This window comes from Spirosoma liriopis (genome assembly GCF_023196085.1).
GTDB lineage: Bacteria > Bacteroidota > Bacteroidia > Cytophagales > Spirosomataceae > Spirosoma > Spirosoma oryzicola.
Genome location: NZ_JALPRF010000009.1, coordinates 78,763 through 94,727, shown reverse-complemented (window position 1 = coordinate 94,727; position 15,965 = coordinate 78,763). Strand labels below are relative to the sequence as shown.

11 protein-coding genes are annotated in these 15,965 nt (G+C 46.7%); 5 read left to right on the top strand and 6 right to left on the bottom strand.

Annotated elements, in window-relative coordinates; genetic code table 11:
• Positions 1–25 precede the first annotated feature (25 nt).
• Both M0L20_RS27210 and M0L20_RS27205 read right to left on the bottom strand, forming a co-directional pair.
• Positions 26–1,243 (bottom strand): serine hydrolase domain-containing protein, encoded by a 1,218-nt coding sequence (locus tag M0L20_RS27210; RefSeq protein WP_232563775.1) that lies wholly within the window; start codon positions 1,241–1,243, stop codon positions 26–28.
• Positions 1,244–1,444: 201 nt separating this feature from the next.
• On the bottom strand, positions 1,445–4,588 hold the full coding sequence (locus M0L20_RS27205; RefSeq protein WP_232563774.1) for a hybrid sensor histidine kinase/response regulator transcription factor: 3,144 nt from the start codon (positions 4,586–4,588) through the stop codon (positions 1,445–1,447).
• A 707-nt stretch (positions 4,589–5,295) separates the two neighbouring features.
• Here M0L20_RS27205 and M0L20_RS27200 point away from each other — a divergent pair.
• From M0L20_RS27200 to M0L20_RS27180, 5 genes are all read left to right on the top strand, one after another.
• Positions 5,296–5,736, top strand: a complete 441-nt coding sequence (locus M0L20_RS27200; RefSeq protein ID WP_248480349.1) for a cupin domain-containing protein — start codon at positions 5,296–5,298, stop codon at positions 5,734–5,736.
• 128 nt (positions 5,737–5,864) lie between these two features.
• On the top strand, positions 5,865–6,527 hold the full coding sequence (locus tag M0L20_RS27195; RefSeq protein WP_248480347.1) for a recombinase family protein: 663 nt from the start codon (positions 5,865–5,867) through the stop codon (positions 6,525–6,527).
• A 293-nt stretch (positions 6,528–6,820) separates the two neighbouring features.
• Positions 6,821–7,252, top strand: a complete 432-nt coding sequence (locus M0L20_RS27190) for a hypothetical protein (protein ID WP_248480345.1) — start codon at positions 6,821–6,823, stop codon at positions 7,250–7,252.
• 1 nt (position 7,253) lies between these two features.
• A complete protein-coding gene (locus M0L20_RS27185) occupies positions 7,254–7,925 on the top strand; it encodes a hypothetical protein (protein ID WP_248480343.1) in 672 nt (223 codons plus the stop codon).
• Between the two features lie 7 nt (positions 7,926–7,932).
• Complete coding sequence (locus tag M0L20_RS27180) at positions 7,933–8,667, top strand: hypothetical protein (protein ID WP_248480341.1); 735 nt, start codon at positions 7,933–7,935, stop codon at positions 8,665–8,667.
• A gap of 466 nt (positions 8,668–9,133) precedes the next feature.
• On the opposite strand, the gene M0L20_RS27175 is transcribed toward M0L20_RS27180, so the two are convergent.
• The 4 genes from M0L20_RS27175 to M0L20_RS27160 form a co-directional block, all read right to left on the bottom strand.
• Positions 9,134–10,861, bottom strand: a complete 1,728-nt coding sequence (locus tag M0L20_RS27175; RefSeq protein WP_248480339.1) for a hypothetical protein — start codon at positions 10,859–10,861, stop codon at positions 9,134–9,136.
• A gap of 647 nt (positions 10,862–11,508) precedes the next feature.
• Positions 11,509–12,114, bottom strand: a complete 606-nt coding sequence (locus M0L20_RS27170; protein WP_248480337.1) for a recombinase family protein — start codon at positions 12,112–12,114, stop codon at positions 11,509–11,511.
• A gap of 174 nt (positions 12,115–12,288) precedes the next feature.
• Positions 12,289–13,587, bottom strand: a complete 1,299-nt coding sequence (locus tag M0L20_RS27165; RefSeq protein WP_248480335.1) for a beta-barrel domain-containing protein — start codon at positions 13,585–13,587, stop codon at positions 12,289–12,291.
• 11 nt (positions 13,588–13,598) lie between these two features.
• On the bottom strand, positions 13,599–15,962 hold the full coding sequence (locus tag M0L20_RS27160; protein ID WP_248480333.1) for a peptidase domain-containing ABC transporter: 2,364 nt from the start codon (positions 15,960–15,962) through the stop codon (positions 13,599–13,601).
• Between the last annotated feature and the right edge of the window lie 3 nt (positions 15,963–15,965).

The window sequence follows — 15,965 nt, the reverse complement described above, 5'->3', positions numbered from 1 at the left end:
GCCACAGAGGACCAGCGCTCCGGCTCTACCGATTGATGAGCTGGCTGGCCGCCAGGGCCGTTTTCTGCATACCAAAAGCCAGCGTCAAAAAATCCGCTCTGGATGATTCTGGCGTGGTGTTAACTTTGAAAATGGTAGCCACGGCCAGTACGGTCGTTTTGGTGGCCGGGTTGTAGCGCAACGTAGAGATGTAGCTGAGATGGGCTCCATCATGCCCAAAGCCAATACCCTCGTTATACGTAAGGCCTAATCCGTACACCCCGTGATCGGCATCCGCCACGTGCATTTCTTTCATTTTAGCTATATTCTCCAGCGAAATACCCGCCTGACCGGTCAGTAGCTTTTCGATCCAGGTTGAGATGTCGGTTGGCGTGGAAACCACATTGCCATCGGAGACCAGGACCGACATGTTATCGTCGGAAGTTTCCTGGACCGGTTGGCCAGGTACATAGAGATACGATTTAAGAAAGGGCTCTTTCATGCGCGTATCGGTTCCCAGATAAACACTATACGTGTTGGTGAGGCCTAAGGGTTGAAAGAAGGTCTTGGTGATGTACTCACTATAGGACATCTTCGCGATCTGCTCCACAATTTTGGCCATTAGATGGTAGCCGGTGTTGGAGTAGTGAAACTCGGCACCCGGCACCGAACTGGACAGCTTGTTGCGGGCAGCCACCCCGATCATTTCCTCCAGGGTAAAGGTATGGGTCGGCTGGTTGAGGTCTTCCATCACGTACGTGAAGTAGCGCTTACCGGCATAGGGTTGATTGACGGTTGTGGGAATATCCTGATTGGTTACGTCAAACACCCCGCCCCGATGCTGGAGCAATTGCCGGATGGTAATCTGGTTTTTATAAGGGACATCAAAGGCTGGCGAATCGGGCAGATACGTCGAGATCGGCACATCAAGTGAAATAAGCCCTTCCTGATACAGGCGCATGATGGAGGCTGCCGTGAAGGTTTTGGTAATACTGGCGATGCGAAAATGGGAATTCTCCTGCACGGCGGGGGCAATGTTGCTGGAAACCAGATAAGACCCCAAGGGATTGGCCACCCGGATTAAGACACCCCCCTTGTCGACGCCCCATTCCGCATTCATCTGCCGGTAAACGCTATCGGCGAGTTGTTGTAGTTTCGCCTGAGTAGTAGTCGGTGCCAGATGGTCCTGAACAGTACAGGTTTGTAGCGTGAGGCCAGCCAGGGAAAAGACCAACAAGCGACAAATAAGCGTAGTGAAATTCATAGTACGCATCAGTAAATAAGACTTAAAAAGGAGAGAAATAAGCGGGCAGTATATCGTCTGTACGACGTTTCTGCGGGAGCCGCATACGGACCCATATACGTTTACAAACGTACCGCCGAGCCGACAGACCGGGGTAGACTGTTGTTTCGAAGAGGTGGATTCTCGTTCTGAAGAGGTGGATTTTCGTTCTAAAAAGGTGGACTATTGTTCAGCCCGGGCCGATTGGCGGTACGTAGTGGGTGACTGACCGTACTTTTCCTGAAAAACACGGCTAAAGTACTTCGGGTCATTGAAGCCAACGGCGTAAGCTACCTCGGCAATGGTCAGGCTACTGGTCGTCAGCAATGCCTGTGCCTTAGTGAGCCGAAGCAGTCGGACATACAGGGAAATGGGCATTCCCGTCAGGGCGGTCAATTTCAAGTGGAGCGTCGTCCGGCTCATGCCCATCAACTGACAGATCTGGTCGATGGACAGGTCAGGATTCTCCAGTTGCTCCTCAATGCCCGCCCGCAGTTTTTGAAGAAATTGGTCTTCGAGCGGCTCACTCGCTAAGTCGCCTGGTGAGCCGCTCGGGGAAATCCCAAGGGCCAGCTGTTTGTAGTAGTGCTGCAGGGTACGCCGGGATTGGAGCAGGTTTGCCAGTACCACCAAGAGTTCCTGCCGCTGAAACGGCTTCACCAAATAGGCATCCGCTCCGTACTGCAGGCCCGTAATGCGGTCGCCCGTAGCGGCCCGGGCCGTGAGCAGCACAATGGGGATGTGGCTGGTCCGTTCTTCCTGCTTCAGGGTGCGGCACAGGGTAAACCCGTCTTTCAGCGGCATCATTACATCGCTTAGAATCAGATCCGGCGTTTCGGACAGGGCCCTGTCAATACCTGTCTGTCCGTTCTCCGCCCGCATGACGTCGTAAGTAGTACCAACGCAGTGGCGAATGTAGCTCACTACATCATCACTGTCTTCCACCAGCAGTAGTCTCGGTCGGTCTGGGGTGATCACCTGCTCCGGCTCTATCGGCTTAATGAGTTGGCCTTGGTTCATCTCAGCCGGTGAATAAGGGAGGGCTGCTTCGGTCGGCGTTGCCTGTCTGAGTAGGGGCAGGCTGACAAGAAACTCGGTTCCCTGGCCCGGCTCACTGAGAACGGAAAGTCCGCCCTGCATCAGCATCACCAGCTCCCGAACCAGCGCTAGGCCGATGCCGGTACTGCCGTAGCCATCGGGCTGATTATCCAACTGGTAAAAGCGGTCAAAAATGCGGGGTAAGCTAGATGGATCAACACCGGGACCGGTATCACTGATGCTAATATGCACCCAAGGCTTGTTTTGTCCGGCCGGGGGCACTACCTCCTCATGGTATCCCCGAGACCCGAACGATTGCCAGCCATCACTCTTGGTCAACTGCACCCGGACACGCCCCCCGGCTGGTGTAAACTTTAGGGCATTCGCGAGCAGGTTGACCAGGATGTCCTGAAGTTTATCCTGATCAACGTCCACTTCACAGCTCTCTTCTTGCGTAAGAAAATGCAGCTGAATCTGATTCGCGCTGGCCAGCGAATGGAATGACTCACATACGTACCGGGTAAAGGCAACCAAATTAACCCGGACAGGATGCAGATTCATTTGGCCAGCTCCAATTTTGGCCAGATCCAGAATTTGATTGATGAGCTTGAGCAGCCGTGTCCCATTGCGTTCGATCATACTACCGGCCTGTTGTACCCACTGCGGGTCCATCTGATCATAGCTTTTCAGTTCGGTCGCCATGCCTAGGATAACCGTGAGCGGAGTGCGAAATTCGTGGGAGATATTGGCAAAAAAATGGGTTTTAAGTTCATCCAACTGGCGCAGGGCAGCCGCGTCTTGCTGTTCACGTTCCAGTTGTTGCCGCAGTTGCCGCCGACGCACCCGCGTCCGGATTATGTAGTAACTTAACCCGCCGACCAGGGAGAGGATGAGTAACCGAAAAGGATTAGTTTTCCAGAACGGCGGGACCACGACTACCGGCAGCGTCAGGATATCTGAACTCCAGCTACCGTTGCTTAGCGTTCGGTTGACAAGCAATGTATACTGGTCTGCCGGTAACTGATAGCTGGCAGCTCCTTCGGCATTCTCGGTGACTCGCCACGATTTTTCGTAGCCGTCCATTCGCCAGCGGTTGTAAATCGGCTGGCGAGTAGCTAATGGAGCGAAGATGATGTTAAATCGGTCGTTTTCGGCCAGGGTGAGGGTAGGGCGGCCCAGGGAATCATACCGTAAGTTGCGGGTAGCTGACGCATTATTTTCCAACCGGATTCCGTTGATGTCCACACTCAGAATAATCAACGAAGCGTCTATCGGCGCCTTCCGTAGATCATACTCGTAGAGCTTCCCGTTCGCGCTGACCCATAGTCGGTTGGCAGGACTTACGTACACGCTTTCAACATATTCAGTAGGCTCGGCCAGCACCACCCGCCGAATAGAATCAGTAGTAGTGTAACAAAACGTGCCGGTTCCCACCGTAAAATACAGATTATCCTGCTGATCGGGGATCATTTCAGGCGCATGCGCATGATTCAGCAGGTTGGTTGATCGTACGGCACTCAACCGCAGTCGCTGAACCGTGTTGGTGGTGGGCTTAAACAGGTTTACCTCATTGGTCATTCCTATCAGGATATGGCCATTTTTTTGGGCGTATACACCGTGTGTCGAATCGGTGCTCAGCGAGTTTTTATCCTGCGGGTTTGATCGCAGGTTGCGGAGCCGTGCCGTTAGCGGATTATAGATGAACAACCCGGATGCGGTGGTGGTAAAATATAGGATGCCCTGCCTGTCCTGGGTGATTCCCCGCACATCCAGCTGCTGATCAACCACGTGGGTAATGGCGCCCGTTTGGGGGTTATATTTCAGCAGCCCATGATGTCTCAATCCAATCCAGAGATTGGCCTGATCGTCGGCAAACAGGTAATGGCTGCCGTACTTGACTAAATAATTCCGGACCAGTTTGCTCGTGTCGGGCACCCGAACGATGCACTGCCGGGCCACGTCAACGTAAGACAGGGAGGTGCCTGATTCCATTTTGAGCCACATTCGACCCTTGGAAACCGGCGTAATTTGGTAATAATAGTCTCCCTCTTTACGAACAGGATCATGAAACGATTGAAATTGCTGCCCATCGAAGCGGGCTACGCCATCTTCAGTAGCCAGCCACAGCCCACCCCGCCCATCCGCCTGCATCCCGTTTACGTTCAGGTTAACGCCGGCTATATTACTAAACTGGCGCACCAGGTGTGGTACGACCTGTTGACCATACCCTACGTTTAGGCTTGCCAGCGTTACTAAACAGACGAGCAGGACGTACTTGTAAGCCGACATAAATTAGTAAGCAGATTTAATCAACAATAGGTTTACCAGTAACTAGCGGGTACTGATAACTTGGTAAAGGTAACGGAATCAACCGAATCGCTTTTTGTCGAACTGCTGGTTATGGGATAAAGTAATTAATTGCCCTACCTCAGCGGCCATCGGGTCAACTACTTTTTTTGTGTCGGCCTGATTAATGAAGCGCTTTCGACACGACGGAATAAAGGTGTTTAGTAAAAAAACGACACGTTATTTTTACTCCTTTTTGTAGCTCATGGCATACTTGGGTTTGTAATCGATCCTGGGAAAAATCCTTGTGGATAGTTTAACTGGCCATAACCCTGAATTGTAGCTAAATACAATCCACTCGCTACTTACGTGACGGATTAAATTCGTCTACGTTGGCGGGCGATCACTGACTTAGCCGGTGGGTGGCCCAACTATAACGTAATAGGACAAATCGTCTACGCCGTGGTTTCGAGGACCCTACGTATTTTAGTCGGTTCTTTTCCTAAGAATACGGCGTTTACCCCGCTAAATTCCGTCTTTCGGTTCAATCCAAACAATAGTCCACCTTTTTGGAACAATTCTCCACCTGATTCTAGCGCTCTTCCTGTAGACTTGCAAAGCCGTGTTAAGCCCTTTTTTTGTTGGCGATCAATCGGAGGTGTGAGCGGTGTTTAACCAATAGCAAACTGGTCAATTAAAATTTTAGTGCTATGTTTCACTCCTCTAAGGAACAGATTACCATTGGCGGTTTACAGTTGAATTTCTTAGTGGATGGCCAGGATACCGAGGGTAGTCTGGTTATGTTTGAAATGCTTGTACCACCCAACGCTAAAGTACCAGCGCCGCACTTTCACGTAGAAGTCGATGAAACGCTTTACGTCTTGGAAGGAACGTTGACTATGCTGTACAATACAGAAACCCGCCAGCTAAATCCGGGTGATAGGTTATTTATTAAGCGTGGACTTAATCATGGATTTACCAATGAGCATACCCAAACGGTGCGCGTTCTTTGTGCATTGTCTCCGGCCAGCATCGGCCCGGCCTACTTTCGCCAACTGGCAGCCGTGATCAATGTCGGTGGCCCGCCTGATCGGCATCAGATATTGTCCATCATGAAGCAGTATGGTCTGGAGCCGATACAAGCTGACTGATCGATTCAGTTGATGGGATGTATATCCATTGATGTATAAAGAGCGATAAGCCATTTGGGTTACTCGATCCTGCTTGCCCACGTTGTAGGCTTGTGTCAAACAAGAATTTTATATACCATTTATAAATTATGGTGAACTACGTAGCTTACTACCGGGTGTCCACCCAGAAGCAGGGGAGAAGCGGGCTCGGACTTGATGCCCAGAAAGCGGGGATCGAAGCGTTTTGTGGCCAGCAGTTGATTGGTACATTCATCGAAATTGAATCGGGCGGAAAGACCAGCCGGAAAGAACTGGCTAAAGCCATTGAACTTTGCCAGAAAGAAAATGCCAAGTTGATTGCCTACCGGCTGGACCGGGTACTGCGGAATCTGGAAATACTGGTCGCCTTGCGATTGAACAAAGTCTTGTTTACCGCTTTGGATTGTCTTAATGACTCCGACATGATCATTAACATTAAAGCCGCCTTGGCTGAGGATGAACTGCGCAAGATTTCCGAGCGGACCCGCGCAGCGCTACACCAAAAGAAAGCCCGGGGTTTTACGTTAGGCAAACCCGAAAATTTTTGTGATGAAGGTCGGCAGAAAGGAACGGCCGTTGGCAAAGAAGCCGCCCGGATTCACCCGGCTAATCAGCAAGCCGCCGAATTGATCCGACTCTACCAGCGGGATAAGCTACCGATGAGAGCGATTGCGGAACGACTCAACAAAACCGGTTTTCGAACGCGAAATGGAAAGTTGTTTCGAGCCGAAACCGTTCGCCGGTTAATGAGGGAGTCGACTGTGCAGGAATGACAAGAAAAATTTTATCACCAGAAGTAAGGGGAGCCAATATTCGTACGAACGTGGACGACTCCCCCAAATAAGCGGGTTTTTAGCAGATTACCCGAAGTCGGACAATGCTCACGGGCGTGACTAATTTCTCTCAGCTTCAACAACTGAGTATGGACTTGCAATCGGGAATACAGGACTTAACAAAAGGAGCACGACTGGTGGGCATTAGTCTGTTTAGCTTTCAATCAAACCAGTCGCTACCCAGCCGACAATTGGTGTTAGATTTGTAAGACTACTATTTAGCCCGCATCCACATGCAGCAAAAATCAGCCAGAAGAAAAAAAGCTAGTAAAGGAGAATGGATGTTCGCGCTGATACTTGGCGCTGTATTTCTAATCTGGTTCTTTTCCAGTCGAGATAATCGTACACCTAGTGAGAAAATGAATAATGAAATCGACGAATCACTTCGAGAAGAACGAGTCGCAACTCGAATGTCCGAACATCGCCAAAAACGGTTTGCGGAGTTGTTGACCGACACGGAACAAGACCTGAACGCTTACCACGTAAAGTATACACGTGTAGAAATAGCTGAAAGCGGTTGTTTATGGGTTTATGTACCCGATAGTAACAAGAACCGCGATGGCCTGGCACAATCGTTATGTAGCCGGGCAAAGAAAGACTTTGTTCAATGTGTTACCATTGTCGATCCACAGGGCAATACTTTAGGTCGGTCACTGTGTAAATAAAATGAACCAAAAGTTAGTAATACAGGAAGTTGAGGATATAATCAGCCAGATCTGGCTAACCATTGATCGTTGGATGAATACGGGGGATAAGCTGATATCCTCGGAAAAATCCGTTGTATTTAATTTTGCCTGGGAGTTGCAAAAGACCTGTCAGAACCGTATTGAATTAATTGATTTTGAGACAAATCTGTTTCATGATTTTTCGGATGGGCAATTTTTAGACTTGTTCATTCTCTATCGTCGAGGAGACCAATTGGTTCGGATAGGGATCGAGTTCAAGTATCCTAACAAAAAGAAAAACAATTCTGGTCAAACCCAGGTAAGGCCCAAAATTATAAATGATATAAAGAGATTAACTTGGCTGGTAGCTAACCGAGGTATTGATTTAGGTTGCTTTTTGTGCGTCACCAATGAAAAGGATTATGTCAACCAAGGAAATTATAAAAAGAATACGGATTTCCTAACCCATCACGGTCTAACCTACGTTAAGGACAGTTTACTTCCAGCCAATGAACTCTATAAAGAACCCGTCAGGGCCATAACGAATATTACTTTCAACTGGAATCACATCCAGAAGACACAAAAAAAATATGAAATCGTCGGGGCTGTTTATTCCTTTTTACAGCCCATATTTATACGAAGCAATGAACTTGAATCAGGTACCAATTTCTGAGTAATTAATGAATTCATCGATTCCCGTCGACTCCTTTATTCGCTTTTTTTCGGATCAGCTTGTTAAACTTGAAAGCCTCTATAAGTGGCCCGTTCGTTTAAAAACAAAGGAAGCCTTACCTGGTTTTCCCTGGCATGAATGGGCAATGCAATCAGGTAGTGCCAGTGAATGCATCGCCCTTAAGAAATATTTAACACAGGCCTGGAACACCAGTGATGAAGCTGACAAGAAAAAATTAGCGCGGTGGATCGTCACGGACTGGGGCGGAGTACGCTCAAATCGACCTGCGAGGCTGGAAGCGCACTGGCATCTTATTCATGGCGACCTAAAGAAGATGCCAGTGGAGGGTATAGCCAGTTATTCAAAGATACTGACGCTGAAGGACTGTACTCAATATGCGATTTATGATGCGAGGGTGGCCGCCTGTTTAAATGCCATTCAGTTGCAGATGAAACCCGATGAACCAGTTTTCTTTCCTTATATCCCTAGTCAGAACCAATACTTCCGCCAATGGCCGAAAAGTGAAAATTTCGTGAATGTATTTTCTAAGCGGAGACTGGTCAGTAACGATGATTGGCATGAATTGGAGAAGCACGAAACCTATACTGCGTATCTAAACTTATTGTATGCCCTAAAAGGGTCATTCCCTGGAACTGAAATTTATCATTTCGAAATGATCCTATTTAGTTTGGCGATCCAGTTGTGCCCCCAACTAACTGAAGCCGAACTTAATTTAGCTTAATAGTAAATAGCTAAATGCATCCCGTTCCTTACTATATTCAATTTGAATGCTGGATAAGCTACTGGTCTCGGTGGGTTACTATATAGAATAGAGGCTTGTACCCATATCCGATGGTAAACTATCGCGTTTAAGTTAAATAATCGCTAAAGAGTGGTAAGAAAGTAGCGCAATAAACATGAATCGTTGACTCTAGGCATCAAACGAAATTTTTTTAATTCCCAAACTTTATCTTCATAGATATGCAAGTAGATATGATTGTGATGGTTAATAGTATCGAACGAATATTCTAAATGAGCGAATGTATTCCGAAGCGATCGATGATGACCACACTCTATAATATTTGCTAAATCAGATCAAAGGAAGGGAAGCCTAACCCTTGTCATGTTGATACACTTCTGCTTTAATTCCAATAATGAAAGTTTACTTCACCTGAGACGTAGGCTGGAATGATATCGTGTTGATTAATTTACGAACTAGCTAAACCAAGGGCATCCGTCAGCCGGATCATTAGGGCTCCCTGATCAGCATATTCAGTTATTAAATCTTGTACCGTCGACCGGAAATCGTCGTACTTTTTAAACACGTGCCATTGATATTGTTCATGCGTTTGAGGAACGAACTGATTAATCATGCGGTAACGGACCTTATATTGATGCATAACTTCTTTAATAGTCAGGCTGCCTGAACGCGCTAAAAATTGAATACTGAGAATGTCTTTCAGATGCATTAGGACAACATCGTGGACGTAAGGCATAGGTATAGGATCACCATTAAATTTTTTGCGAAACTCTTCATTGACAAAAAATTGAACACTACTCAAGGAGAAAAAATCGTCCGTGTGAACAATGATTGGATAAACCTGCAGCGATTTAGCCAGTTTAGGAGATATTGGGTCGAAGGTAAAACCTCCATCCGCCACTGCCTTTATAACAGACAATAACTGGCTTATTCCTTTCTTCTGCTGCTTACCATCATTGGTGCTTGCGACTAATTTTTTGAATATAGCCTCTTTAATTTGGGCCGCATCGGCCGAATGTTTAACGCCGGCAGCTATGATGCTGTTCTTAAATTCAAACAGAAAAAGCCGATTACCATCCCGGACGTAATAGTCTGAATATTCCGCATCCGAATAGCGATTACCTGGAACAGCAATGAACTGTTTTTCAGACCTAAAACACCCTTCTAAAAATTGGTAAAACAAATTTGTCTCAGCAAACTCCTGCCCTAAATGCTGGAGAAAGTTATCGAATCGTTTAAACTGATCTCGGATAGAGGTTAATTGGTAGAAATCAAAAAGCAGTCCCTGGTAGATCTTGTCAACGTAGAAATTATAAAAAAGGGGGTAATACTGCCTTGGCCCTTCTTTGATTAAAGGCTTTGTGCGTATAAGTTTAAAGTCAGGATCGGGCGAGTATGTAGCGCTTAAGTCTTTAATCTGGTCCGTCGACAAATCATACGCAAACGAATCAAAGAAAGCAATGTCTGCCTCTGAGCCTTCCTGAACGCTGAAGCCGAACGATTCAGCCGTAAAAATGCCTGCGTACGTACCGACTAAGTGACGGAGATACTCCGCATAATCAGCTACGTGTTTTTTAGTTAAAAAATCCAGCAAGTAAGGCTGGAGATCGGTACTCTCTGACAAGTACTCGAAAAAGGCATGGGCTAGCATTGTTTGATAGGCAAAATCCTTTCGGCCCGTAAACTCGTAATGACCGGCTTCATTGACCAGCATCATGTCCGCTATGTCACCGTCTTGTTGTCCCAAAGCTTCTTGAACCGCTTCATCTCCGGCAGAATTAATTAGCAACCAGAGTTTAAACTGAATCCACTCATCGGCTACATCGTGGCTATCTTTCGCCGGTAGATCATTAAAGTGTAACAAAATCTGCTCGGTAAGTTGCAAGAGTTGGTGAGCGGTGAAAAGTACGACCTGCCCATTCGAGGCATGAACTTGGTGTTTAAACGAAGTGTATCGCGCATCCAAATTTGGAAATTCGTCAAAAACGCGAATCCATTTGTAAAAAATTTCTTCCTGTGCAGCTAAATTACGCTGTTTCAGATGGGCTTGAGCGTTAAGAAAAGCAGTTGCTTTTAATAAATCGCGGGATGATGCCGTCACCAGCAGATCCGATATTTGAGGTTTGGTTTCCTCTGGAAAAAAGTCTTCAAACTTGGGATAGACAGCCATTTTCATACAGTGGGCGGGATATCGGTCATCCCATATAAGTGGTACAATACTTTCGCACAAGGGTATCAATTTATTTAATATCAACTAGTTACGGATAGAATTTCATTTTAACGGTCGATTGCTTGAAAAGGAAAAGGTCCAACAGAATTTCATCTCAGAAGCCCTTAAAATCTTTTCACAATGCCGTTTGCGAAATCATATTTCACGGAACCTGCTCATTTATCGAGTTTCCTGAAAGGAAGTATACATTCCGAATAATTCAGCCATGGAAACGCCAAAATATTGCTTGCAAAAGGCTTAATCACAATTAGTTATAATCTTAAATGAAAGAATTGTACCACTCTTACGCTTTACCCCATAAATACAGTACATATATAGGGGATGAGAAATTGATGAATTAATTTCGTGGTGTTAGGTTCATGATCTCAAGATTCCATTAACAGAAAACGCAGGCCACTTTGGTCGTTTTATTAGATTAGATTTTATATAATCTTTTTGAATTACGGTTCTTTGAGAGGTATTTCAGCTAAATGCACTGGACACTGGCTTGCACAATTATTAGTCGGTCGTTTAATAAATGTGAAATCAAGTTGACCTAACGATTAATCGACCTTCCTTTAATAAATGTTAAATCTGGTACATCTGCATTTTTTTTAAGTGGTAGTAGTCTGGTTCTTCACTAAAGCACCTATTTCAACCCCGCGTAAACGGAGATACTTATACAGGGTAGTTTTAGAAATGTGTAACTCGCGGGCGATCTGTTCAACCGAGTACTTGGCTTCTTTGTAAAGACTTTCCCCAATGCGGGCTTTCTGCTCACCGGCTTTGGATAACCCTTTGCGACGGCCCAAAAGTTGACCGCGTCGACGGGCGGAAGCTAAACCGGCCAGAGTCCTCTCCCGAATCACCTCCCGTTCGAACTCGGCTAGACTGGCGAAAATGCGAAAAACGAGCCGACCTTGAGCGGTGGTGGTGTCGATGGGGTCGTTCAGACTAACTAACCCAATATGTTGTTGCTCCAACTGAGTCACGATCTCAATCAAGTGATTCAGAGAACGCCCCAGTCGATCCAGTTTCCAAATCATCAATGTATCCCCCTCCCGGATAATTTCGAGTAACCTGTTCAATTCGGGCCGTTCCGTTTTAGAACCACTGACTTTCTCCTGAAAGATTTTCGAGCAACCCGCCGCTTTAAGGGCATCGAGTTGAAGCGCCAAATTTTGATCCTGCGTAGAAACTCGGGCATAACCTAACTTCATTGTATACGGGTATCTAGCTCACGTCTTTAACGTGAGAAATGAAAAATTGATTTTCGATCCAGCGAGCAGGTTGTAGACTTTGAAGTTACTGAATTATCAGGTTGCCAGGGCTCAATTCTTATACAGCTAGTTAGCGAATATTTTTTTTAGTTTTGAAGGGGAGGCCGAAGAGGGTTACCGCGCGTTGACGGCTTTGCGGAGTTGATAAAATAGTTTTTCCAGCAGACGTGTATCCGCCGTAACAATGTCTGCTGTAGCAGCCATTCCTGTTTTCAATGAGAGTGATTTACCATAACTAGTTCTCAGACCATTGGGCAACGTAACTTTAGCTAAAAATACACTGTCTTTGAGGGAGATGTCTGCAATAGTCGTGATCTGACCCCGTACAAAACCAAATTCATGGTAGGGAAAGCCCGCAAATTTGATTAGTACCTCCTGGCCAACCAATACCTTGCCTGCGTTTTGTTGAGGAATGTGTAATTCACCATAATAATTCGTTGCTGGCGGAGCAACGTAAAACAGTTCTTGATTGAGGGCTACTGCTTGGTTTTCCTGTAACGTACCCGTAAAATACACCCGGCCGTTAACGGGTGCTGTCAAAATATACTTTGCTTTCCACGTGTCGACTGCGCTTTGTAGGGTATTGAGTGCCTGCAGAAATTTATTTCGTTCTTCCGTTACCTGGCGCTCTAGTTCGAGAATTTCTTTCTGTTTTGTACGCTGATCGGCTAGATTATTGACTATAGCCGAAGCTGTTTGCTGGTAAGGTAGATGCCGAGCAATCAGTTTGCTTTCTTCTCGTTTAAGATCTAAAGGGGCAATGACCTTCTGCTCCGCTAATTGTTGCTGAATAGCGTAATCCTCCTCCGCCAGTTTTATATCCCGGCGCTGAAGAACTTGTTGCTCGTGTAAATTAGTGGCTAAGGTTTGAAAATCGGTAATCTCTTGTTGAAGCATTACCTTCTTCTTACTGTAAAAACCGTTGGCTAGATAGGCCCCCAACTGAATCTCTACCTGCTCAAACAGTTGGTAAGCATTCTGCAATTCACCCAACTGATGATAAGTCGATAGATGCAGCCGTTCCAATGCTTCCAGGTCTCCCCGACTGGCAACAGTCCATGCTTTTGCGAGTTCTTTCGACAAACGCAGTACCTCTTCATGGCGAGCTGTACTTTCCAAGTAAGCCAGGCTCGTGCCAGCGGATACGGACTGACCTTCCTGAGCAAGTAGCCGAACGACTTTACCTTCCGTACGTGTTAAGACGGCCTTGGGAGCGTTTGCTGTTGTAAGCTTGAATGAGGCCCGAACCAGATCGGGATAATGAACCACCCAAGAACCAATCAGGAGTAGGATCAGCAGCAAGAAAATAACGGTGATACCCCAACGCAGCAACCATTTAGGCGGGCGGGTCAATAGTTCCTGGACTTCCTCAGACCGGAGTTCAACATAAGACGCCCCAGTAACTTTAGTCATGATACCTTTTGTTATAAGCCTAACTCCAACTGATTTTTCACTAATTGCCAGTAACTACCCCGTCGGGCAACGAGTTCAGCGTGGGTACCGATCTCCGTCAAAACACCTTTCTGCAATACAACAAGTTGATCCGCGTTGCAGACTGTACTTAGTCGGTGTGCTACGATAATAACAGTGCGGCCTTCGAAAAACTCCGCCAAGTTTTTCATGACAACGGCTTCGTTGGTAGCATCCAGGGCGTTGGTGGCTTCATCAAAGAGAATAAACTGCGGATCTTTATAGACTGCTCTGGCAATCAGAATCCGTTGCCGCTGACCTTGACTAATACCGCTCCCCTCCGAACCAATTTTAGTGTGTAAACCAGCAGGTAATGCCTCCACGAAATCCCCTAAATTAGCGATGTGTAATGCTCGGTCAAGTCGATTGGTATCAATCCGCTCGTCGCCGACGGCAATATTGCGAGCAATGGTATCTGAGAAAATAAAACCATCCTGCATAACGACTCCGCATTGTTGACGCCACATCGAGTGGCTTAAGTTACGCAGTGCAGCATCACCAACCCGTATTTCTCCCTTACTTGGCTCGTAAAACTTAAGTAGTAACTTTAACAGCGTCGTTTTACCGCTGCCGCTGGTACCAACGATAGCCGTTGTTTTACCTACGGGAATGGTTAAATTAATTTGTTGCAATACAGGTTCATTGCCCGCCCCTGCGTAGGTAAAGGACACGTCTTTTATGGCCAAATTTTTTTGATCAGATAATTGATCGATTCGTGGTTGATTGGCCGGTTCTTCGTCAGCCAATGAATGAATCTCATTGAGTCGTTCAAGGCTTATCTTGGCGTCCTGCAAGCCCTGAACAAAACCGACGAGTTGTTCAATAGGCCCATTTAGCTGGCCGACGATCTGTTGCATGGCCAGCATGGCACCCAGGGAAAGTTGACCGTTAATGACCGCTTGTGCTGCCAGAAAGGTGATTAAAATGTTCTTACTTTCATTGATGCTGAATGCTCCGGCCTGTTGGTATTGATTTAGTGCCAGTCCATTCATTTGCAAACGAAATAATCGGGCTTGGAGACGTTCCCAAGCCCAACGCATAGGACGCTCGGCGCCAGCCAGCTTTATTTCCTGCATGCCCTGAATGAGCTGAATGAGCGAACTTTGATTTTTAGCCGACACATCAAACCGCTTAAAATCTAATTTACGTCGTTGCCGGAGAAACAAAATAACCCAGCCAACATACAGTAGGCTCGAGGTCATAAACACGCCGAAAATAGGTAGATTGTAAAAAGCGAGAATAACGCTGAATAGTACCAAGTTAACTATCGAAAACAGCACCGTTAGTGTCTGACCAGTTAGAAAACTTTCAATGCGGTGATGATCGCCGATGCGTTGCATGAGATCACCGAACTGTTTCGAGTCAAAAAATGAAACTGGTAGGCGCATCAACTTGATTAAAAAATCAGATAGTATACTGATATTAATCCGCGTACTGATGTGTAGCAATATCCACGAACGGATAAATTCGATAGATAGTCGCCCGGCCATCAGCATTAATTGAGCGCCCAGCACGAGATAGATGAACGGTAGATTGTTTGTATCAATACCCACGTCTACCACCGACTGAGTTAATAAAGGAAACAGCACTTGTAGTACGCTTCCTACGGCAAGTCCCAACAGGAGCTGCCCTAATAATGCTTTATACTGCCATAGGTAGCCAAGTACCCATTCGAAGCCAAAACGAGCCGGGCGTTCGTCTTCCTGCTCGTAAAAAGCAGGCGTCGGCTCCAGCAACAGAACAATCCCTTCTGCGCGCCCGTCGGTTTGTGCTGATAGCCAGTGTTGACAAAATTCATCCGCACTGTACGTCAGCAATCCGCTTCCCGGATCAGCCACGTAAACCGTACCTCTATTTGAGGTACGTACTGACGAGTCGGCTGTTGGTAATGGGGTGGGGGGGATAATGACCGAACTATCTTCAGCATCAAACGTCGACAAGGTTGTGGTAATCGAACCAAGATCAACCGTGGGTGCTGGTGTCCGCCGGCCACCCCATATGCGGCTCATCCAGTTAGGTCTAGCTCCTTTAATGTCATAAACGACAACAAAATGATTTTGGCTCCAATGGACAATACACGGTAAAGGGGCCTCAAGGGCTAACTTTTGAAACGGAATTTTTAGGCCCATTGTCCGAAAGCCAATCGCTTCTGCGGCCTCTGAGATGCCTAATAGAGATACCCCTTCTTTGCCGATCTGAGCACGCTCCCGAAGTGACTGGGCTGTAAATAATCGCCCATAATGCTTCGCGATCATGCGTAGACAGGTTGGGCCACAATCCATAATGTCAAGTTGGGTGTAGTGAGGAAAAGAAGACATAAA

Bases quoted from the DNA above. Each gene is read 5' to 3' on its own strand.
- M0L20_RS27210 (WP_232563775.1), bottom strand. From the start codon at position 1,243: ATGAATTTCACTACGCTTATTTGTCGCTTGTTGGTCTTTTCCCTGGCT.
- M0L20_RS27205 (WP_232563774.1), bottom strand. From the start codon at position 4,588: ATGTCGGCTTACAAGTACGTCCTGCTCGTCTGTTTAGTAACGCTGGCA.
- M0L20_RS27200 (WP_248480349.1), top strand. From the start codon at position 5,296: ATGTTTCACTCCTCTAAGGAACAGATTACCATTGGCGGTTTACAGTTG.
- M0L20_RS27195 (WP_248480347.1), top strand. From the start codon at position 5,865: ATGGTGAACTACGTAGCTTACTACCGGGTGTCCACCCAGAAGCAGGGG.
- M0L20_RS27190 (WP_248480345.1), top strand. From the start codon at position 6,821: ATGCAGCAAAAATCAGCCAGAAGAAAAAAAGCTAGTAAAGGAGAATGG.
- M0L20_RS27185 (WP_248480343.1), top strand. From the start codon at position 7,254: ATGAACCAAAAGTTAGTAATACAGGAAGTTGAGGATATAATCAGCCAG.
- M0L20_RS27180 (WP_248480341.1), top strand. From the start codon at position 7,933: ATGAATTCATCGATTCCCGTCGACTCCTTTATTCGCTTTTTTTCGGAT.
- M0L20_RS27175 (WP_248480339.1), bottom strand. From the start codon at position 10,861: ATGAAAATGGCTGTCTATCCCAAGTTTGAAGACTTTTTTCCAGAGGAA.
- M0L20_RS27170 (WP_248480337.1), bottom strand. From the start codon at position 12,114: ATGAAGTTAGGTTATGCCCGAGTTTCTACGCAGGATCAAAATTTGGCG.
- M0L20_RS27165 (WP_248480335.1), bottom strand. From the start codon at position 13,587: ATGACTAAAGTTACTGGGGCGTCTTATGTTGAACTCCGGTCTGAGGAA.
- M0L20_RS27160 (WP_248480333.1), bottom strand. From the start codon at position 15,962: ATGTCTTCTTTTCCTCACTACACCCAACTTGACATTATGGATTGTGGC.